This is a genomic window from Streptomyces sp. NBC_00490, assembly GCF_036013645.1.
Lineage (GTDB): Bacteria > Actinomycetota > Actinomycetes > Streptomycetales > Streptomycetaceae > Streptomyces > Streptomyces canus_F.
This window is the reverse complement of record NZ_CP107869.1, coordinates 1644967-1659657: the sequence shown is the minus strand read 5'-3', so window position 1 is coordinate 1659657 and position 14691 is coordinate 1644967. Positions and strand designations below refer to the sequence as shown.

Here is a 14691-nt window from a genome sequence, read left to right as displayed (position 1 = left end):
GATCGAGCTAGGTGGCGCTCATATGCTAACCCCATGGTCGTTTGACCCCTCGAACGGGGTCAGGGTCAGGAGTTGCGCAGCAGGCCGTCGGTGACCGGCAGGGGTGCCCCGGCGAGTTCCGGCCGGCACAGGACCAGGGTCAGATCGTCGGCGGGGGGCCGTCCGACGTGGGCGGTCAGCCGGGCGTGGAGGGCGTCGAGGGCCCGCTCGGGGAGCGGGTCACGCAGGGCGCCGGCCGCCTCGTCGAGCAGGCGGAAGGGTGTGCCGTCGCGGTCACGGGCCTCGGTGAGACCGTCGGTGTAGAAGAGGATCCGGTCGCCGTGGTCCAGGCGGTGACGGTACTGGGACGGCCTCGGACCCAGACCGAGCGGGGGCGCCGACTCAACGGGTTCCAGCAGGTCGAGCCCGGCTCCGACCCGTAGCGGGGCCGGGTGGCCGCAGTTGACGAGCCGGAGCTCGCCGGGCGCGAACTCGGCGAGCACGACGGTGACGAAGTCCTCGGGTCCGAGCTCGGGGGCGAGCCGCGCGTCCAGGTCGGCGGCGAGGCGGGGGAGATGCGGAGCGAGGGGGGCGAGGTCGCGGAAGGCGGCGAGGGTGGCCGCCGCGAGCCGCAGGGAGTCCAGGTCGTGGCCGCGGACGTCGCCGACCAGGAGACGCAGTCCGTGCGGCGTCACGGCGACGTCGTACACATCGCCGCTGAGGTCGGACTCGCGGGTGGCGGAGTGGTAGCGGGTGCACACCAGGGTGCCGGCGAGGGTCGCGGAGACGGGACGGAGAAGGGCGCCCTGGGTGGCACGGGCCACCTCCCGGGAGCGGTCCAGCGTCCTGCGCAGAACGGTGTGCCGCCGGGCGCCCTGCACGGCGAGTACGCAGCCCAGGAGCAGTCCGGCCCACCGTACGGCGAAGTCGGGAACGAGGAGACCGCCCTCCGTCGCGCCGAGCATCAGGCCGAGGAGCAGAGCGACGCCGCAGACCACAGCGGTGGGGCGGGTGCCGAGCCGCGTACTGGCCAGGAACGGTCCGACCAGCAGCAGGGCGACGAGATGGTGGACCGTGTCGAACAGCAGGTCCGCCGCCGTGACCAGCAGACAGGCACCCAGCGACGGCAACAGTGACAACGCCGTACGGCGGGACGGCGGCCGGCGTCCCACGGAGCGGGTGGTTGTCATGCGCGTCTCCCCATCAAGACCTTCAGGCCACGGACGGAGCCACTATTCCGCCCCCGCCGCCGGGCCCATGCGAAGTGATCGCAACACGCTCCAAAGTGAGCAGGAACTTACGTTTCCGTCCACGGCGGCGGATGCCTCTCGCGCCGGATCGAGAAGACCGGGCCTTTCCCGCGTATCTGCGGGCAAGGGGCCGCGTGCTCCGGGACCACGCCATCGATCCAAGGGACGGACCTCATGAACGCAAGCGCAGCCATCGGCGTCACCGGACTGGGCGTGATGGGCCGCAACCTGGCGCGGAACTTCGCCCGCCACGGGGTCTCCGTCGCCGTCCACAACCGGTCCGCGGGCCGCACCCGCGCGCTCGTCGAGGAGTTCGGCCACGAGGGCGCGTTCGTCCCGGCCGAGTCGCCCGAGGAGTTCGTCGCCGCCCTCGAACGTCCGCGCCGGCTGATCATCATGGTGCAGGCGGGCGCCGCCACCGACGCGGTCGTCGAGGAGTTCGCCCCGCTCCTGGAGCCCGGCGACATGATCGTCGACGGCGGCAACGCCCACTTCGCCGACACCCGGCGCCGCGAGGCCGCCCTGCGCGCACGCGGCATCCACTTCGTCGGCACCGGCATCTCCGGCGGCGAGGAGGGCGCGCTGCACGGTCCGTCGATCATGGTGGGCGGGTCGGAGGAGTCGTACAGCCTGCTCGGGCCGCTGTTCGAGACCATCAGCGCCAAGGTCGACGGCGAGCCGTGCGCCGCCCATATCGGCACCGACGGCGCCGGGCACTTCGTGAAGATGGTCCACAACGGCATCGAGTACGCCGACATGCAGCTCATCGCCGAGGCGTACGACCTGCTGCGCCAGGTCGCCGGATACACCCCGGCCGAGATCGCGGGTGTCTTCCGCCGGTGGAACGAGGGCCGGCTCGGCTCCTACCTCATCGAGATCACCGCCGAGGTCCTCGCCCACACCGACCCCGCCACCGGCGCGCCGTTCGTCGACATCGTCGCCGACGCCGCCGGACAGAAGGGCACCGGCCGCTGGACCGTGCAGACCGCCCTCGACCTCGCCTCCCCGGTCACCGCCGTCGCCCAGGCCACCTTCGCCCGCGCCGCCTCCGGCCAGAGCGAACTGCGCGCCGCCTACCGGGGCCTGCCCGGCGGCACCACACCCCCGCTCAGCCGCACCGAGGCCGAGCGCTTCACCTCACAGGTGGAGCAGGCGCTGTACGCCTCGAAGGTCGTCGCCTACGACCAGGGCTGGACGATGATCCAGGACGCGGCCGGCGAGTACGGCTGGAAGATCGACCTCGGCTCGGTCGCCCGGATCTGGCGCGGCGGCTGCATCATCCGCGCCTCCTTCCTCGACCGTATCCGCGCCGCCTACGCCGCCGACCAGGATCTGGTGAGCCTGCTCGGCGAGATGGAGTTCGCCATGGAGATCACCGACGCGCAGGTGCCGTGGCGCGAGACGGTGGCCTCCGCCGCCCGCCGCGGCATTCCCGTGCCCGCGATCTCCGCCGCCCTCGCCCACTACGACACCCTGCGTGCCGACCGTCTCCCCGCCGCGCTGCTCCAGGGCCAGCGCGACTACTTCGGCGCCCACACCTACCGGCGCACCGACCGGCCCGGCACCTTCCACACCCACTGGGCGGCGGCGGGGAGGCCCGAGACGTCGGAGTGACGGAGAACCCCCGGCCGTATCCAGGCCGGGGGACTCACACAGCCGTGACGGTACCCGCGTTTCGTTTTAAAGTTCAAACGAAAGCCGGGTAAAGTGTGGCCATGTCCACGACGCCACGTTGGCTCAACGCCGAGGAACAACGGGCCTGGCTGGCCTACATCGACTTCTCCACGCTGCTCAACGACCATCTGAACCGCCAGCTGCGGCGGGACGCCGGCATGACGCACGCCGACTACAGCCTGCTGGCCCACCTCTCGTCCGCGCCCGACCACGTCCTCGGCATGTCCGAACTCGCCCAGCGCCTCAAGATCACCCGCAGCCGGCTCACCCATGCCGTGAACCGGCTGCGCGAGGCCGGTCTCGTGGACCGGCGCGAGGATCCGGCCGACGGACGCGGACAGCTCGCGGTGCTGACGGACGCGGGACTGGCCCTGCTGGAGGAGATCGCGCCCGGCCATGTGGAGGCCGTACGCCGGGCCGTCTTCGACGCGCTCACCCCTGAGCAGGTGCGTCAGCTCGCGGAGATCGGGGAAGCGGTGAGCGACGCGCTGCACCGGGCGGAGGCCGCGGAGACGGACCCGACGGTGCTGCCCTGGCGCCGCCGGTAGGCGCTCGAGCCACGGGCCGCCCCGCCCACTTGCCCGGCACCGACCGCCGGGCACACGCAACCTCACCCCTCTCCGCGCCCTCCTACCAGGCACACAGGCCGTCCACTGAGGAGTGCGCGTTGGCAGAGCTGTCCCGCCGCAGATTCATGGTCTACACACTCGCCGCGTCCACCCTCACCGTCGCCGCCCCCCTCGGCTGTGACGCCTCGCAGGCGGAAGGAGCCACGCGCCCGCGCTCGGACACCGTCGTGACCGGCACCGACGACGAGATGCTCGTCCTGGAGGTCACCCGGGAGAACAGGGTCGTCGTTCGGCTGCCGCGCGTCGAGGTCGGCCAGGGTGTCACCACCGCGGTCGCCATGATGATCGCCGAGGAGCTGGACGCCCGCCTCGTCGACGTCGACATCCCGCTCGCGGACGCCCGCAGCCGGGGCAACCAGTTCACCGGCGGCTCCAGCTCGGTGAGTTCGCTCTACGACCCCGCCCGCAACCTCGCCGCCACGGCACGCGCCCGCCTGATCACCGCGGCCGCCCAGCGCTGGCGCCTGCCCGCGCGGGTGCTGCGGACCCGGGACACCATGGTCGTCGCCCCGGACGGACGCGAGGCCACCTTCGGATCGCTGACCGAGACCGCCGCACGGATACGCCGGCCGCGCGTGTCCACCAAGCCCAAACCGGCGTCCCGGCACCGCGTGATCGGGAAGCCGACCACGCGGATCGACGCACGGGACATCGTCACCGGCCGGGCGAAGTACACCGGGGATCTGACGGCCGCCGGGGCCAAGCCGACCGTGGTGGCCCGGCCGCCCACCCTCGGCGGGAAGATCGCCTCGGTCGACGACCGCGCGGCCCGTGCCCTGCCCGGAGTCCTCGACATCGTCAGAGTCGCCGGGGGAGTCGCCGTCGTCGCGGACTCCTTCCACCACGCCTTCACGGCCCGGGATGCCCTGAAGATCACCTGGAAGGCGGGGCCGCTCGCGGGGGTGTCCGACGCCCAGATCCGCACCCGCCTCAAGGCCGCCGTCCCCGCGCTCGGCCGTCCGCCGCGCGGATCGACGCAGATCGAGGCCCGGTTCGAGTTCGCGTTCGTCGGCCACGCCCCGATGGAGGTGCTGACCGCCGTCGCCGACGTACGGGCCCACCGCGCCGAGATCTGGTTCTCCTCCCAGTCACCCATGGACGCGCGCGACAGCATCGCCCAGGCGGTCGGGCTGCCCGCATCCGCCGTCAAGGTCCATGTGGTGCGGGGCGGGGGCTCGTTCGGACGCCGGCTGAACCACGACGCGGCGATCGAGGCGGCCCTCATCTCCAAGGCGGCGGGCCGCCCCGTGAAGCTGATGTGGAGCCGCGCCGACGACATCCGGCACGGCCGGATGCGCCCGGCCTCCCAGCACCGGATCCGGGCCAGCCACGCTCAGGGCCGAGTCGTCGCCTTCGCCCACGCGACGGCCTCGGTGAGCGAGTCGTACAGCGGGATCACCACCGCTTCCTTCCGCGCGGCCGCCCCGCTGCCCAGCGACAGCGGCCTCTACAACTTCGGCAAGCTGTCCGGGGATTCGGGCTCGGTCGAGCTGGCCGCGATACCCCTCGGCGCCTGGCGTTCCGTCGACTCCGGGACCGTGCGGACCGCCGAGGAGATCGTCGTCGACGAGATCGCCCGGGCCCTGGCCAAGGACCCCGTCGCCTTCCGTCGTACGACACTCAGGAGCAAGGCCGTCAAGGCCGTGCTCGACAAGGCCGCGACCGCCGGACACTGGGGCCGCGCCATGCCCGAAGGGCAGGCCCAGGGGGTGGCCGTCCACGAGGAGTACGGCTCCTGTGTGGCCTGCCTGGTCGAGATCGACGCCGCCGATCCCGAGAACCCCCGGGTGACCAAGGTGGTCATGGCCGCCGATGTCGGCACGGCCGTCAACCCGCGCGGCCTGGAGGCCCAGCTCATGGGCACGGCGATCGACGGCATCTCCACGGTCCTGCGGGCCGGCCTCCACATCGACAAGGGCGCCGTCCGCGAGGACAGCTACGCCGACTTCCGCTACGCCCGCCAGCGGCACGCCCCGCTCCACTTCGAGGCGCACATCCTGCCCACCGGCGGAGAGCCGGGCGGCGCGGGCGAACTCGGCGTCCCGGCGGCGGCCGGCGCCGTCGCGAACGCGTACGCCCGCGCGACCGGTACCAAGCCCCGACGCTTCCCGATCGACTTCTGAGAAGGTGCAGATGCCGTCCCACTCCTTCGTCCTCAACGGCGAGCCCGTCACCGTCGAGGCCCCCGCCGACATGCCCCTGCTGTGGGTACTGCGCGACCTGCTGCACGTCACCGGCCCCAAGTACGGATGTGGCGTCGGTGTCTGCCGCGCCTGCACCAGCCACCTCGACGGCGAGGAGATACAGCCCTGTGTCGTGCCCGTCGCGGACTGCGCGCAGCGGCACGTCACCACCATCGAGGGCCTCGCGGACGGCGACACCCTGCACCCCGTCCAGCAGGCCTGGCTGGAGTGCGACGTCTCCCAGTGCGGCTTCTGCCAGCCCGGCCAGATCATGGCCGCCGCCGCTCTGCTGAAGAAGACGTCCCAGCCCACCGACGCCGACATCGACCGCATCGAGAACGTCTGCCGCTGCGGCACGTACTCCCGCATCCGTGAGGCGATCAAGAAGGCGGCCGACGCCTGACCTCGTGACCAACACCAGGACGCGGTCGTTCCGGTTGCATGATCCACATGAAGCGCGGACTCACCACGGCCGCCCTGGTGTTCGCCGGACTCGCGGGCCTCGTCGCCCCCGCCGCCCACGCCACCGACAACGTCCCCTGCCACAGCCCCACCACCAGGGACCTGACCGACCCCCTGAGCGGCCGCCTCTGGCCCCGCACACAGGTCAGGTTCTGCAACCTCACCCGCGGCCATGTGCCGGTGTACGCGAGCCGTTCGCCCGGCGCCGCCGTCGTCGGCCACCTCGAACAGGGCGGCGCCGCCAACTGGTTCGTCACCGAGATGCGCGGCGACACCTTCCGCGACGGAGCCGCCGAGAACCACTGGTGGGGCAGCACCCTGGCGGACAGCGGCCGCTGGGGCTGGGTGCCCGAGGTCTGGTTCGCGGGCGGCGAGAACAACGAGGACGACGCGGGCCTGCTGATGCCCGGCGGCTACACCTGCGCCAACACCTGCCCGCCGCTGCCCTTCTGGGCGAGGTGACGCGGGGCACCGGGGTGCTTGACGCCCCGGTGCCACCCACTTAGCGTCACCCCGACATGTACGGACAGGGAGGACGACGATGACGGACGCCCAGGACTCCCTCGACAACAGAGCCGCACAGCTCCAGGTGGAGACACACGGCCTCGACGTGATCGGCGACGCCGAACGCAAGGGCACCCCGCGGACCCTGTTCTGGCCCTGGTTCGGCGCCAACGTCTCCGTACTGGGGCTGAGTTACGGCGCCTTCGTGCTCGGCTTCGGCATCTCCTTCTGGCAGGCGCTGGTCGCCGGGGTCATCGGCATCGTCTTCTCCTTCCTGCTGTGCGGCTTCGTCGCCGTCGCCGGCAAACGCGGCTCGGCACCGACGATGGTCCTCAGCCGGGCCGCCTACGGGGTGCGCGGCAACCGACTCCCCTCGGTGATCTCCTGGGTGCTCACCGTCGGCTGGGAGACCGTGCTGTGCGCCCTCGCCACCATGGCCACCGCGACCGTCTTCGGCCGGCTCGGCTGGGGCGGTGGCACCGGGACACAGGTGGTCGCGCTGATCGTGGTCGCCGGGCTCACCGTCGTCGGCGGAGTGATGGGCTTCGACCTGATCATGCGGCTCCAGACCGCGATCACCGTGATCACGGGCGTGCTCACGATCGTCTACATCGCCCTGGTCGCGGACCACATCCACTGGAGCACCGTCAGCGCCGTACCGGCGGGCTCCGCACAGGAGTTCATCGGCGCGCTCGTCTTCATGATGACCGGCTTCGGCCTCGGCTGGGTCAACGCCGCCGCCGACTACTCCCGCTATCTGCCCCGCACCTCGTCGAGCCGCGGTGTGATCGGCTGGACCACATTCGGCGCCTCCGTGGCCCCGCTCCTGCTGCTGGTCTTCGGGCTGCTGCTCGCCGGGTCCTCCAGCACCCTCAACGAGGCCGTCGCCGCCGATCCCATCGGCGCGCTGACCACCATCCTGCCCACCTGGTTCCTCGTCCCGTTCGCCGTCGTCGCCGTACTCGGCCTGGTCGGCGGCGCGGTCCTCGACATCTACTCCTCCGGACTCGCCCTGCTGTCGGCGGGCGTCAGGATCCCCCGCTATCTGGCCGCACTCGTCGACGGCGTCCTCATGATCGCGGGCGCCGTCTACATCGTCTTCTTCGCCGACGACTTCCTCGGCCAGTTCATGGGCTTCCTCACCACCCTCGGCGTCCCGATCGCCGCCTGGTGCGGCATCATGCTCGCCGACCTGCTGCTGCGGCGCTGCGACTACGACGAGGGCGACCTCTACCGCCCGCACGGCCGCTACGGCGACCTCGCCCTCACCCCGCTGCTCCTCACCCTCGCCGCCACCGCGCTCGGCTGGGGCCTGGTCACCAACTCGGCCGCGAGCTGGCTGGAGTGGCAGGGCTACCTCCTCGACCCGCTCGGCCTCGGCGGCAAGTCCGGTTCCTGGGCCTACGCCAACCTCGGCGTCCTCGTGGCTCTCGCACTCGGCTTCCTCGGCACCCTCGCCCTGCGCCGCGGCCACGTCAGGGAGCAGGAGGCGCGGGAGCCGAGCCCGGAGGTTCCCGCCGTATGACAACCGGCCGTCTCACCGTCATCGACATGCAGCACGTCTTCGCCGACCCGGACAGCCCCTGGGCCACGCCGCGATTCGCGCAGGCCGCGGAAGGCGTACGACGTCTGCTGCCGGCCTTCGAGGACCGCGTCACCTTCACCCGCTTCCTGGCCCCGCACGGACCCACCGGCGCCTGGCGCGCCTATTACGAGCGGTGGCCCTTCGCCCTGCGACCCCCGGACGCCGCGCTGTGGCGGCTGACGGACGAGTTCGCCGACCGGGCGCACCACGTTCTGGACGCCCCGACCTTCGGCAAATGGACCCCCGAACTCGCCTCCCTCGTGGGTCCGGAGGGCCGTCTGGTCCTCGCCGGTGTCAGCACCGACTGCTGTGTGCTGTCCACGGCACTCGCCGCCGCCGATGCCGGAACGGAGGTCGTGGTCGTCGCCGACGCGTGCGCGGGCGCCGACGACGACTCGCACACCAAGGCGCTGTACGTGATGGACCTGTACCGGCCCCTGATCCGGGTGACCACGGTCGCGGAACTCCTCGAAGGGGTGGTGGGACGGGGATGACTGCCGCTCCCGGGCCGGCCGTGACCGCCGATGAGATCCACGCGTATCTGGTGGGGCAGTTGAACCGCGCCCTGCGGTATCCCGAGGGGCACGGGGGAGAGTTGGGGCTGGTGCTGCTGTACGGGCACCTGCTGTTCACGGAAGGGCGGCCCGACCTCTGGGGCGAGGCTTCGGAACGGCTGCGGGAGACAGGTGCGTGGACCGCCATCGGGGTCAGGGGCGCGTATCGCGAACTGATCCGGGGTGACGACTCGTCGGGCATGGCCTCGGTGCACGCGGAGTTCGCCCACCGTCGTGGCTGGCTCGAGACGGACCGGGTCCTCGACGCCCGCACGCACCAGGCCCTTCTGGACAGGGCCCGCCAGTGGGCCGGGGACGACCGGATGCGGTCGGATGTCCTCGCCGAGTTCGGTGCGCCCTCGGTGCTGCTCGGCGACGACGACCCGCGCTACGGCAAGACGCTCGGCTACGTCAGCGAGGACCCCGGCCGGCCGATCGTCTTCTTCCACCTCTGGAACGGAAGCACGGACGAGGACGCCCCCATGGGGGGCCGCCGGGCGTATCCGGAGCCGGTGCTGTGGGCCGTGCGCTTCGGCGACGGACCGTTCCGCGACAGCTTCACCTTCACTCCCGAGGGACGCCGACTCCAGCCCTCCTGATCCCCGCCGCCACCTACTGGACCTCCGCCGGGTCGGTTGCGAAGGGAATGCCCGCGTCCGGATCGGGTACGCGAGCAGGGCCGCCCCAGGGGCCGAGTACGCCCCCGGGCCGACCGCAAGACTGCCGCTACCAGGGGATTCGCCATGCAGACACCCGCGAACGACAACTCCACCACACCGGCCCGGCGGGCGCTGGACGCGCTCGCCGAGAACACCGAGGACACGGTGGCGCTGGACAGGCTCGCGAGCAGCGATGTCCTCGTCCCCGTGCCCGACGACGCCAGCGACGAGGACGCCGCCGATCCCACGGCGGTGGCGCTTCCCGTGATCGAGCAGCCCGGCGGAGCGCCGGTGGTGCCCGTGTTCACGTCGGAGTCCGAACTCGCCGGGCTGCTGCCCTACGTCTCGCGCTACCGGCTGGTGCCGCTGGGCGCGCTTGCCTCGGAGTGGCCGACGGACGAGCTGACGCTCACCATCGACGCCGCCTCCGAGCACCCGCTCACCCTCACCTCGGAGGGGGTGCGGACGCTGCTGGGCCGGTCCTACGGCTGACTCGGGCGGGCTCGTACAGGCGCTGAGGGGAGGAGCGGCGCCGACTCCGTTCCTCCCCCTGACGCCCACGATCGACGTGCCCCGACGATAGGACCGCACAGCCGCCCCGTCGCTCCGCGATACGCGGCGACTGTCCGCAAAACGCGGCGGATCGGGGCGGACGGCGTCACGCGCCGCGCAACGTGTGCGAGGGTGCCTCGCCGAACCGCTCGCGGTAGCGCCGCGCGAACCGGCCCAGATGGACGAACCCCCACCGGTGCGCCACCGCGGACACGGTCGTCGACCCCGGCGCCGAGACCCGCAGCTGGTCGTGCGCCCGCTGCAGGCGGACGTCGTACACGTACGCCATCGGCGACATGCCGACGTGGCTGCGGAACGCCTCCTGCAGGGTCCGCAGGCTCACCTGGGCGATCCGGGCCAGCCGGGCGGCGTCGTACGTCTCGGCGGGCCGCTCCTGGATGACGTCCATGACCCGCTTGACCGCGGCGGGCCGCATGGGGGGCGCGGGGGCCTCCAGTTCCCGGCGGAAGCTGTGGTCGGTCGCCAGCAGCAGCGCTTCGAGCAGGGTCTGCTCGATGCGGCCGCGGATGAGCGGGCGGCGCAGCAGCCCGAGCGAGGTGTCGTTCTCCAGCAGAGTCCACATGGCGAGCTGCGCCCAACTGCGGCCGGGCCCGCGCAGCACGTCGACGGACGGTCCGAAGACCGGCGGGCGGGACAGCGGCCGGTCGAGCAGGCTCTCCAGAGCCTGGTGCAGGGCCCGCTTGTCCAGCTTCACGGCGAGGACCCGGCACTGGGGCGACCAGGCGTCGATACGGACGTACTGGGCGGGATCGAAGAAGACGGCGTTGTCCGTCGTCGCGAACACGACGTCCCCGCGCCCCTGCTGGACGCTGAAACAGCCGCTCAGCGGCACGGCCACGTGGTAGGCGCCCGACGCGGCGAAGCCGGTGCGTATCTCGGTGCCGAAACTGACCTCGCCCACGGTGAGCGATCCGAGTTCGAGCACGCTCAGGCGGGTCGACAGGTCCTCGGCGGGCCCCACGAGGCTCAGGCGCATGTCGTAGTAGTGAGCCGCGAGCGCGTCATGCGTCGCCTCCAGGGATCGTGTCGCGTAGCTGCTGAATTCTGCGGTCCGGTCCCGCTGAACGGCCACGGCGAGGTCTCTCCCTCCTGCACGGGGTGCTCGCTTTCAGCATGGCCATGCGCGGGAGGGGTCATGCACCGGTCTCTTCCGGTTCCTCACAGGCTCTTCCCAGGATTGAGAATTCCGCGAGGATCGAACGCCTCCTTCAGCCGCCGCTGGAGTGCGTGCGCGGCGGGGCCCAACTCGTCGGCCACCCACTGCCGCTTCAGTGTTCCCACCCCGTGCTCGCCGGTCAGCGTCCCGCCGAGCCGCAGCGCCAGCGCGAAGATCTCACCCGCCGCCTCCCAGGCCGCCTCCGGAAGCCGGTCCAGGGACGGGTCCACGACGATGATCGGATGCAGATTGCCGTCCGCCGCGTGCGCGATGGTGAACACCGGCACGTCATGGCGCGCGGAGATCGCCCGGATCTCCCGCACGGCCTCGGCCAGCCGGGAGCGCGGGACCGCGATGTCCTCGATCAGCGGCCTGCCCAGCCGCTCCAGCGCCGGAAGGGCCCCGCGCCGGGCCGCCAGCAGCACCTCGGCCTCGGCGGGGTCCTCGGTCGTCTCGACGGTGACGGCCAGCGGCGCGAGCAGCCGCGCGACCGTCGCCGCCTCGGCCGCGGCACCCGCGCCGTCGCACTGCACCACCAGCAGCGCCGCCCCACGATCCCGCAGCGCCGGATCGACGGCCTCCAGCACAGGCCCGTCGACCAGCTCGGCGAGTGCCGGCTCGACTCCGGCCCGGCCGATGGCGTACGACGCCTCGGCGGCCGCCTCGAAGGAGGCGAAGTACGCGGCGAGCGTGGCGGTGGCCACCGGAACGGGCCGCAGCCGCAGGGTGGCCGAGGTGATGACCGCGAGGGTGCCCTCCGAGCCGGTGAGCAGCGCGGTCAGGTCGTAGCCGGTGACGCCCTTGACCGTACGGCGGCCGGTGCGCACCACCGTCCCGTCGGCCAGCACCGCCTCCAGGCCGAGCACGCTGTCGCGGGTCACCCCGTACTTGGCGCACCGCAGTCCGCCCGCGTTGGTCGCGATGTTGCCGCCGAGGGTGGACAGGGCCGCGCTCGCCGGATCGGGTGCGTACCGCAGTCCGTGCGCACCGGCCGCCCGGTCCAGCTCGGCGGTGATCACGCCGGGTTCGACGACGGCGAGCTGGTCGTCCGCCGAGAGCTCCAGGATGCGGTTCATCCCGGACAGGTCCAGGACCAGGGAGCCCTCGCCCGCCGTCGCCCCGCCCGACAGGCCGGTGCCCGCGCCGCGCGGCACCACCGGCACCCGCAGGGCGTGCGCGTGCCGGAGCGTGACGGTCACGTCCTGCGTCCGCCGGGCGTGCACGACGGCGAGCGGCTCACCGTGCGGCCGCGCACCGGAGCGGTCGGTGGCGTGCGCGGCGAGCACGGCCGGGTCGGTGGTGAGCCGGTCGGGCGGCAGATCGCGGGCGAGCAGGCCGAGGAGCTGGGCGGAGACGGTGGTCTCCGGGGCTGCGGTCACAGGTCGAGTGCTTTCGTTCCGATGGCGAGCAGGGAGATGTCCGCCTGGGGCGCGTGCACCGGGGCGCACTGGATGTCGCGGAAGTGCCGCTCCAGGGGGTTGCCGCGGGCCAGCCCCGGGTTCCCGAGCAGCCGCACCGCCAGCTCGACAGCCCGTACCCCGTGCCGGTCGGCCAGCACGCGCGCGCCGAGGGCCTGTTCCGGGGTGTACGACGTGTCGCCGGCGTCGAGCTTGGCGGCACCGTCGAACACCAGCTGCTCGGCGGCGGCCAGCAGCACCTCGATCTCCCCGGCGGTCCGCCGGAAGCGTTCCGTACGGGCCACCGGATGACCGAGGTTGGCGGGCACGCGCGTGTGGGCGAACGTGTGGAAGAACGCCTGCGCGGCCCGGGCGACACCCAAGTAGAGCGCGGCCAGCGGGAGATGGAGCGCCGCGCCGGCCCGGTTGTCCTGCTCGGCGGCCCGGCCGTGCGGACCGAGCCCGATCACATGCTCGTACGGGATCTCCACCTCGTGGAACGTCACGTCGTGACTGCCGCTGGCCCGCAGCCCCAACGGGTCCCAGTTCCCGGCGATCTCGATGCCGGGCGATCCGCCGGGCACCAGGAACGTGCCCACGCGCGGCTCGGGTTCGTCGGTCGTCGCCCAGACCAGGAACCAGTCCAGCCCCTCCGCGCCGGTCACGAACCGCTTGGTGCCGCTGACCGCCCAGCCGTCGGTGGTGCGCCGGGCCCGGGTGGCGGGCAGTCCGCCCCGCGCGGGGGAGCCCAGCTCGGGCTCCACGCGCGCGTGGTTGACGAGAACGGGACGTGCGAACGACTCCTTGACCACGCGCGCGTACAGCTCCTCCGGCCAGTGCGGCTGGACGGCCTGGCGGGCGTGGTTGGTGAGCGTCATCGCCGCGATCAGGGCGACGGAGGGATCGCTCTGCCCGAGCCGGTGCAGGATCGTCGCGGTCTCCCGCACGCCCGCGCCCCGGCCGCCGTAGCGCTCCCCGATGGTGGCGGTGAGCAGCCCGGCCTCGTGCGCGAGCCGCAGGGACTCGGTCGGAAAGGCCCCCGACCGGTCGTACCCGGCGGCGAGTTCGGCGATACGGTCGGTCACAGGGCCTTCTTCAGTTCGGCGTTCAGAGCGGTGCTCCAGAACGACTTGACGTCCAGCTTCGACTTCAGCGCTCCGAGTTCGGTGAACACGTCGGCCACCTGCTGCTGCGAGGCGATGGCGTCGTCGCCGACGGTCCGGGCCTCGGTCGGGCGCTGGGCCTGCGCGGCGGCGAGGTCCTTTTTCGCCTGGGCGAGCGGCTGGTGGGTGGCGTCGGCGGTGACCTCGGCGAAACCGTCCAGGTGCCCGTCACGGACGTAGGCGTACGCCTTGGTGATCCGGGCGATCAGATCGGCGGCCGCCGCCTTCTCCTGCGGGTTCTTCAGGACGCTGTCGCGGGCCGACCAGAGGAAGTTGCCCGACAGGATGTCCTTGCCCGAGCCGACGGTCGTGGCGCCCTGCTGGTGGGCGGTGATGACCGAGGTGCCGTAGGAGGCGAAGGCGTCGATGCCGCCGCCGTTGAGGGCGGCCAGCCCGTCGTTGGGGAGCAGGGGCTTGGCGTCGATGTCGGACCACTTCAGGCCCGCCTGCTTCAGCAGCTCGTACAGGAAGTAGTGGGCGGTGGTGTTCTGGACGTAGCCGACCTTCTTGCCCTTGAGGCCGGCGATGCCGGTCACCTTCGAACCCTTGGGGACGACGACCTCCTGGTTGAGGGTGGCGCCGCGCTGCACGGCGACGACCTTGAAGTTGGGGGTGCCGTCGGCGGCGGCGAAGACCGGGGGGATCTCGCTGGAGGAGGCGAGGTCGAGGGCTCCGGCGCGGATCGCCTGGAGCTGTTGGTCACCGCCCTGGAAGAGGCTCCACTTCACGTGGTAGGGGGTGTCGTCGAGGCCGGCGTACTTGAGTACGGCCTCCTCGGTCTTCCAGCCGGTGGAACCGACTCTGAGGGTGACGTCGGCGGGTGAGTCGGCCTCGGCGTCGCCTCCGCAGGCCGCGGCGAACGGGAGCAGGAGGGCGAGCAGGGCGGCGGACGAGCGCAGGGTACGGCGGAACAACACGGGCTC

At 72.4% G+C, this 14691-nt stretch carries 14 protein-coding genes; 9 read left to right on the top strand and 5 right to left on the bottom strand.

What is annotated here, in order from left to right; genetic code table 11:
• Positions 1-65: 65 nt before the first annotated feature.
• Positions 66-1169 (bottom strand): PP2C family protein-serine/threonine phosphatase, encoded by a 1104-nt coding sequence (locus OG381_RS07520; RefSeq protein ID WP_327715327.1) that lies wholly within the window; start codon positions 1167-1169, stop codon positions 66-68.
• 234 nt (positions 1170-1403) lie between these two features.
• Between OG381_RS07520 and gndA the strand changes: the two genes are divergently transcribed.
• The 9 genes from gndA (at position 1404) to OG381_RS07475 (ending at position 9971) form a co-directional block, all read left to right on the top strand.
• Positions 1404-2843: an NADP-dependent phosphogluconate dehydrogenase gene (gene gndA, locus OG381_RS07515; protein WP_327715326.1), complete on the top strand. Its 1440-nt coding sequence runs from the start codon at positions 1404-1406 to the stop codon at positions 2841-2843.
• Positions 2844-2944: 101 nt separating this feature from the next.
• Positions 2945-3451, top strand: a complete 507-nt coding sequence (locus OG381_RS07510) for a MarR family winged helix-turn-helix transcriptional regulator (RefSeq protein WP_327715325.1) — start codon at positions 2945-2947, stop codon at positions 3449-3451.
• 146 nt (positions 3452-3597) lie between these two features.
• Positions 3598-5655 (top strand): xanthine dehydrogenase family protein molybdopterin-binding subunit, encoded by a 2058-nt coding sequence (locus OG381_RS07505; protein ID WP_327722410.1) that lies wholly within the window; start codon positions 3598-3600, stop codon positions 5653-5655.
• A gap of 10 nt (positions 5656-5665) precedes the next feature.
• Positions 5666-6118, top strand: a complete 453-nt coding sequence (locus OG381_RS07500) for a (2Fe-2S)-binding protein (protein ID WP_327715324.1) — start codon at positions 5666-5668, stop codon at positions 6116-6118.
• 47 nt (positions 6119-6165) lie between these two features.
• Positions 6166-6639: a hypothetical protein gene (locus tag OG381_RS07495; RefSeq protein WP_327715323.1), complete on the top strand. Its 474-nt coding sequence runs from the start codon at positions 6166-6168 to the stop codon at positions 6637-6639.
• Positions 6640-6718: 79 nt separating this feature from the next.
• Complete coding sequence (locus OG381_RS07490; protein ID WP_327715322.1) at positions 6719-8206, top strand: purine-cytosine permease family protein; 1488 nt, start codon at positions 6719-6721, stop codon at positions 8204-8206.
• The gene (locus OG381_RS07485; protein WP_327715321.1) at positions 8203-8760 is read left to right on the top strand and encodes a cysteine hydrolase family protein; all 558 of its coding nucleotides are present in this window, start codon (positions 8203-8205) and stop codon (positions 8758-8760) included. Before OG381_RS07490 ends, OG381_RS07485 begins: the two co-directional genes overlap by 4 nt.
• Positions 8757-9419 carry a hypothetical protein gene (locus OG381_RS07480; protein WP_327715320.1) on the top strand — a complete coding sequence of 221 codons (663 nt, stop codon included), beginning with the start codon at positions 8757-8759 and terminating at the stop codon, positions 9417-9419. The genes OG381_RS07485 and OG381_RS07480 overlap by 4 nt, the downstream gene beginning before the upstream one ends.
• A gap of 144 nt (positions 9420-9563) precedes the next feature.
• Positions 9564-9971 (top strand): SseB family protein, encoded by a 408-nt coding sequence (locus tag OG381_RS07475; RefSeq protein ID WP_307034387.1) that lies wholly within the window; start codon positions 9564-9566, stop codon positions 9969-9971.
• 166 nt (positions 9972-10137) lie between these two features.
• Here OG381_RS07475 and OG381_RS07470 read toward each other — a convergent pair whose 3' ends face one another.
• From OG381_RS07470 to OG381_RS07455, 4 genes are all read right to left on the bottom strand, one after another.
• A complete protein-coding gene (locus OG381_RS07470) occupies positions 10138-11124 on the bottom strand; it encodes an AraC family transcriptional regulator (protein ID WP_327715319.1) in 987 nt (328 codons plus the stop codon).
• Positions 11125-11210: 86 nt separating this feature from the next.
• Complete coding sequence (locus tag OG381_RS07465; protein ID WP_327715318.1) at positions 11211-12587, bottom strand: FAD-binding oxidoreductase; 1377 nt, start codon at positions 12585-12587, stop codon at positions 11211-11213.
• Complete coding sequence (locus OG381_RS07460) at positions 12584-13690, bottom strand: acyl-CoA dehydrogenase family protein (protein WP_327715317.1); 1107 nt, start codon at positions 13688-13690, stop codon at positions 12584-12586. The genes OG381_RS07465 and OG381_RS07460 overlap by 4 nt, the downstream gene beginning before the upstream one ends.
• Positions 13687-14685: an ABC transporter substrate-binding protein gene (locus OG381_RS07455; RefSeq protein ID WP_327715316.1), complete on the bottom strand. Its 999-nt coding sequence runs from the start codon at positions 14683-14685 to the stop codon at positions 13687-13689. Before OG381_RS07455 ends, OG381_RS07460 begins: the two co-directional genes overlap by 4 nt.
• Positions 14686-14691: the final 6 nt, after the last annotated feature.

What these genes read in the sequence shown, in the direction of transcription:
- OG381_RS07520 (WP_327715327.1), bottom strand. Translation starts at nt 1,169, where the DNA reads ATGACAACCACCCGCTCCGTGGGACGCCGGCCGCCGTCCCGCCGTACG.
- OG381_RS07485 (WP_327715321.1), top strand. Translation starts at nt 8,203, where the DNA reads ATGACAACCGGCCGTCTCACCGTCATCGACATGCAGCACGTCTTCGCC.
- OG381_RS07480 (WP_327715320.1), top strand. Translation starts at nt 8,757, where the DNA reads ATGACTGCCGCTCCCGGGCCGGCCGTGACCGCCGATGAGATCCACGCG.
- OG381_RS07475 (WP_307034387.1), top strand. Translation starts at nt 9,564, where the DNA reads ATGCAGACACCCGCGAACGACAACTCCACCACACCGGCCCGGCGGGCG.
- gndA (WP_327715326.1), top strand. Translation starts at nt 1,404, where the DNA reads ATGAACGCAAGCGCAGCCATCGGCGTCACCGGACTGGGCGTGATGGGC.
- OG381_RS07490 (WP_327715322.1), top strand. Translation starts at nt 6,719, where the DNA reads ATGACGGACGCCCAGGACTCCCTCGACAACAGAGCCGCACAGCTCCAG.
- OG381_RS07500 (WP_327715324.1), top strand. Translation starts at nt 5,666, where the DNA reads ATGCCGTCCCACTCCTTCGTCCTCAACGGCGAGCCCGTCACCGTCGAG.
- OG381_RS07510 (WP_327715325.1), top strand. Translation starts at nt 2,945, where the DNA reads ATGTCCACGACGCCACGTTGGCTCAACGCCGAGGAACAACGGGCCTGG.
- OG381_RS07495 (WP_327715323.1), top strand. Translation starts at nt 6,166, where the DNA reads ATGAAGCGCGGACTCACCACGGCCGCCCTGGTGTTCGCCGGACTCGCG.
- OG381_RS07505 (WP_327722410.1), top strand. Translation starts at nt 3,598, where the DNA reads ATGGTCTACACACTCGCCGCGTCCACCCTCACCGTCGCCGCCCCCCTC.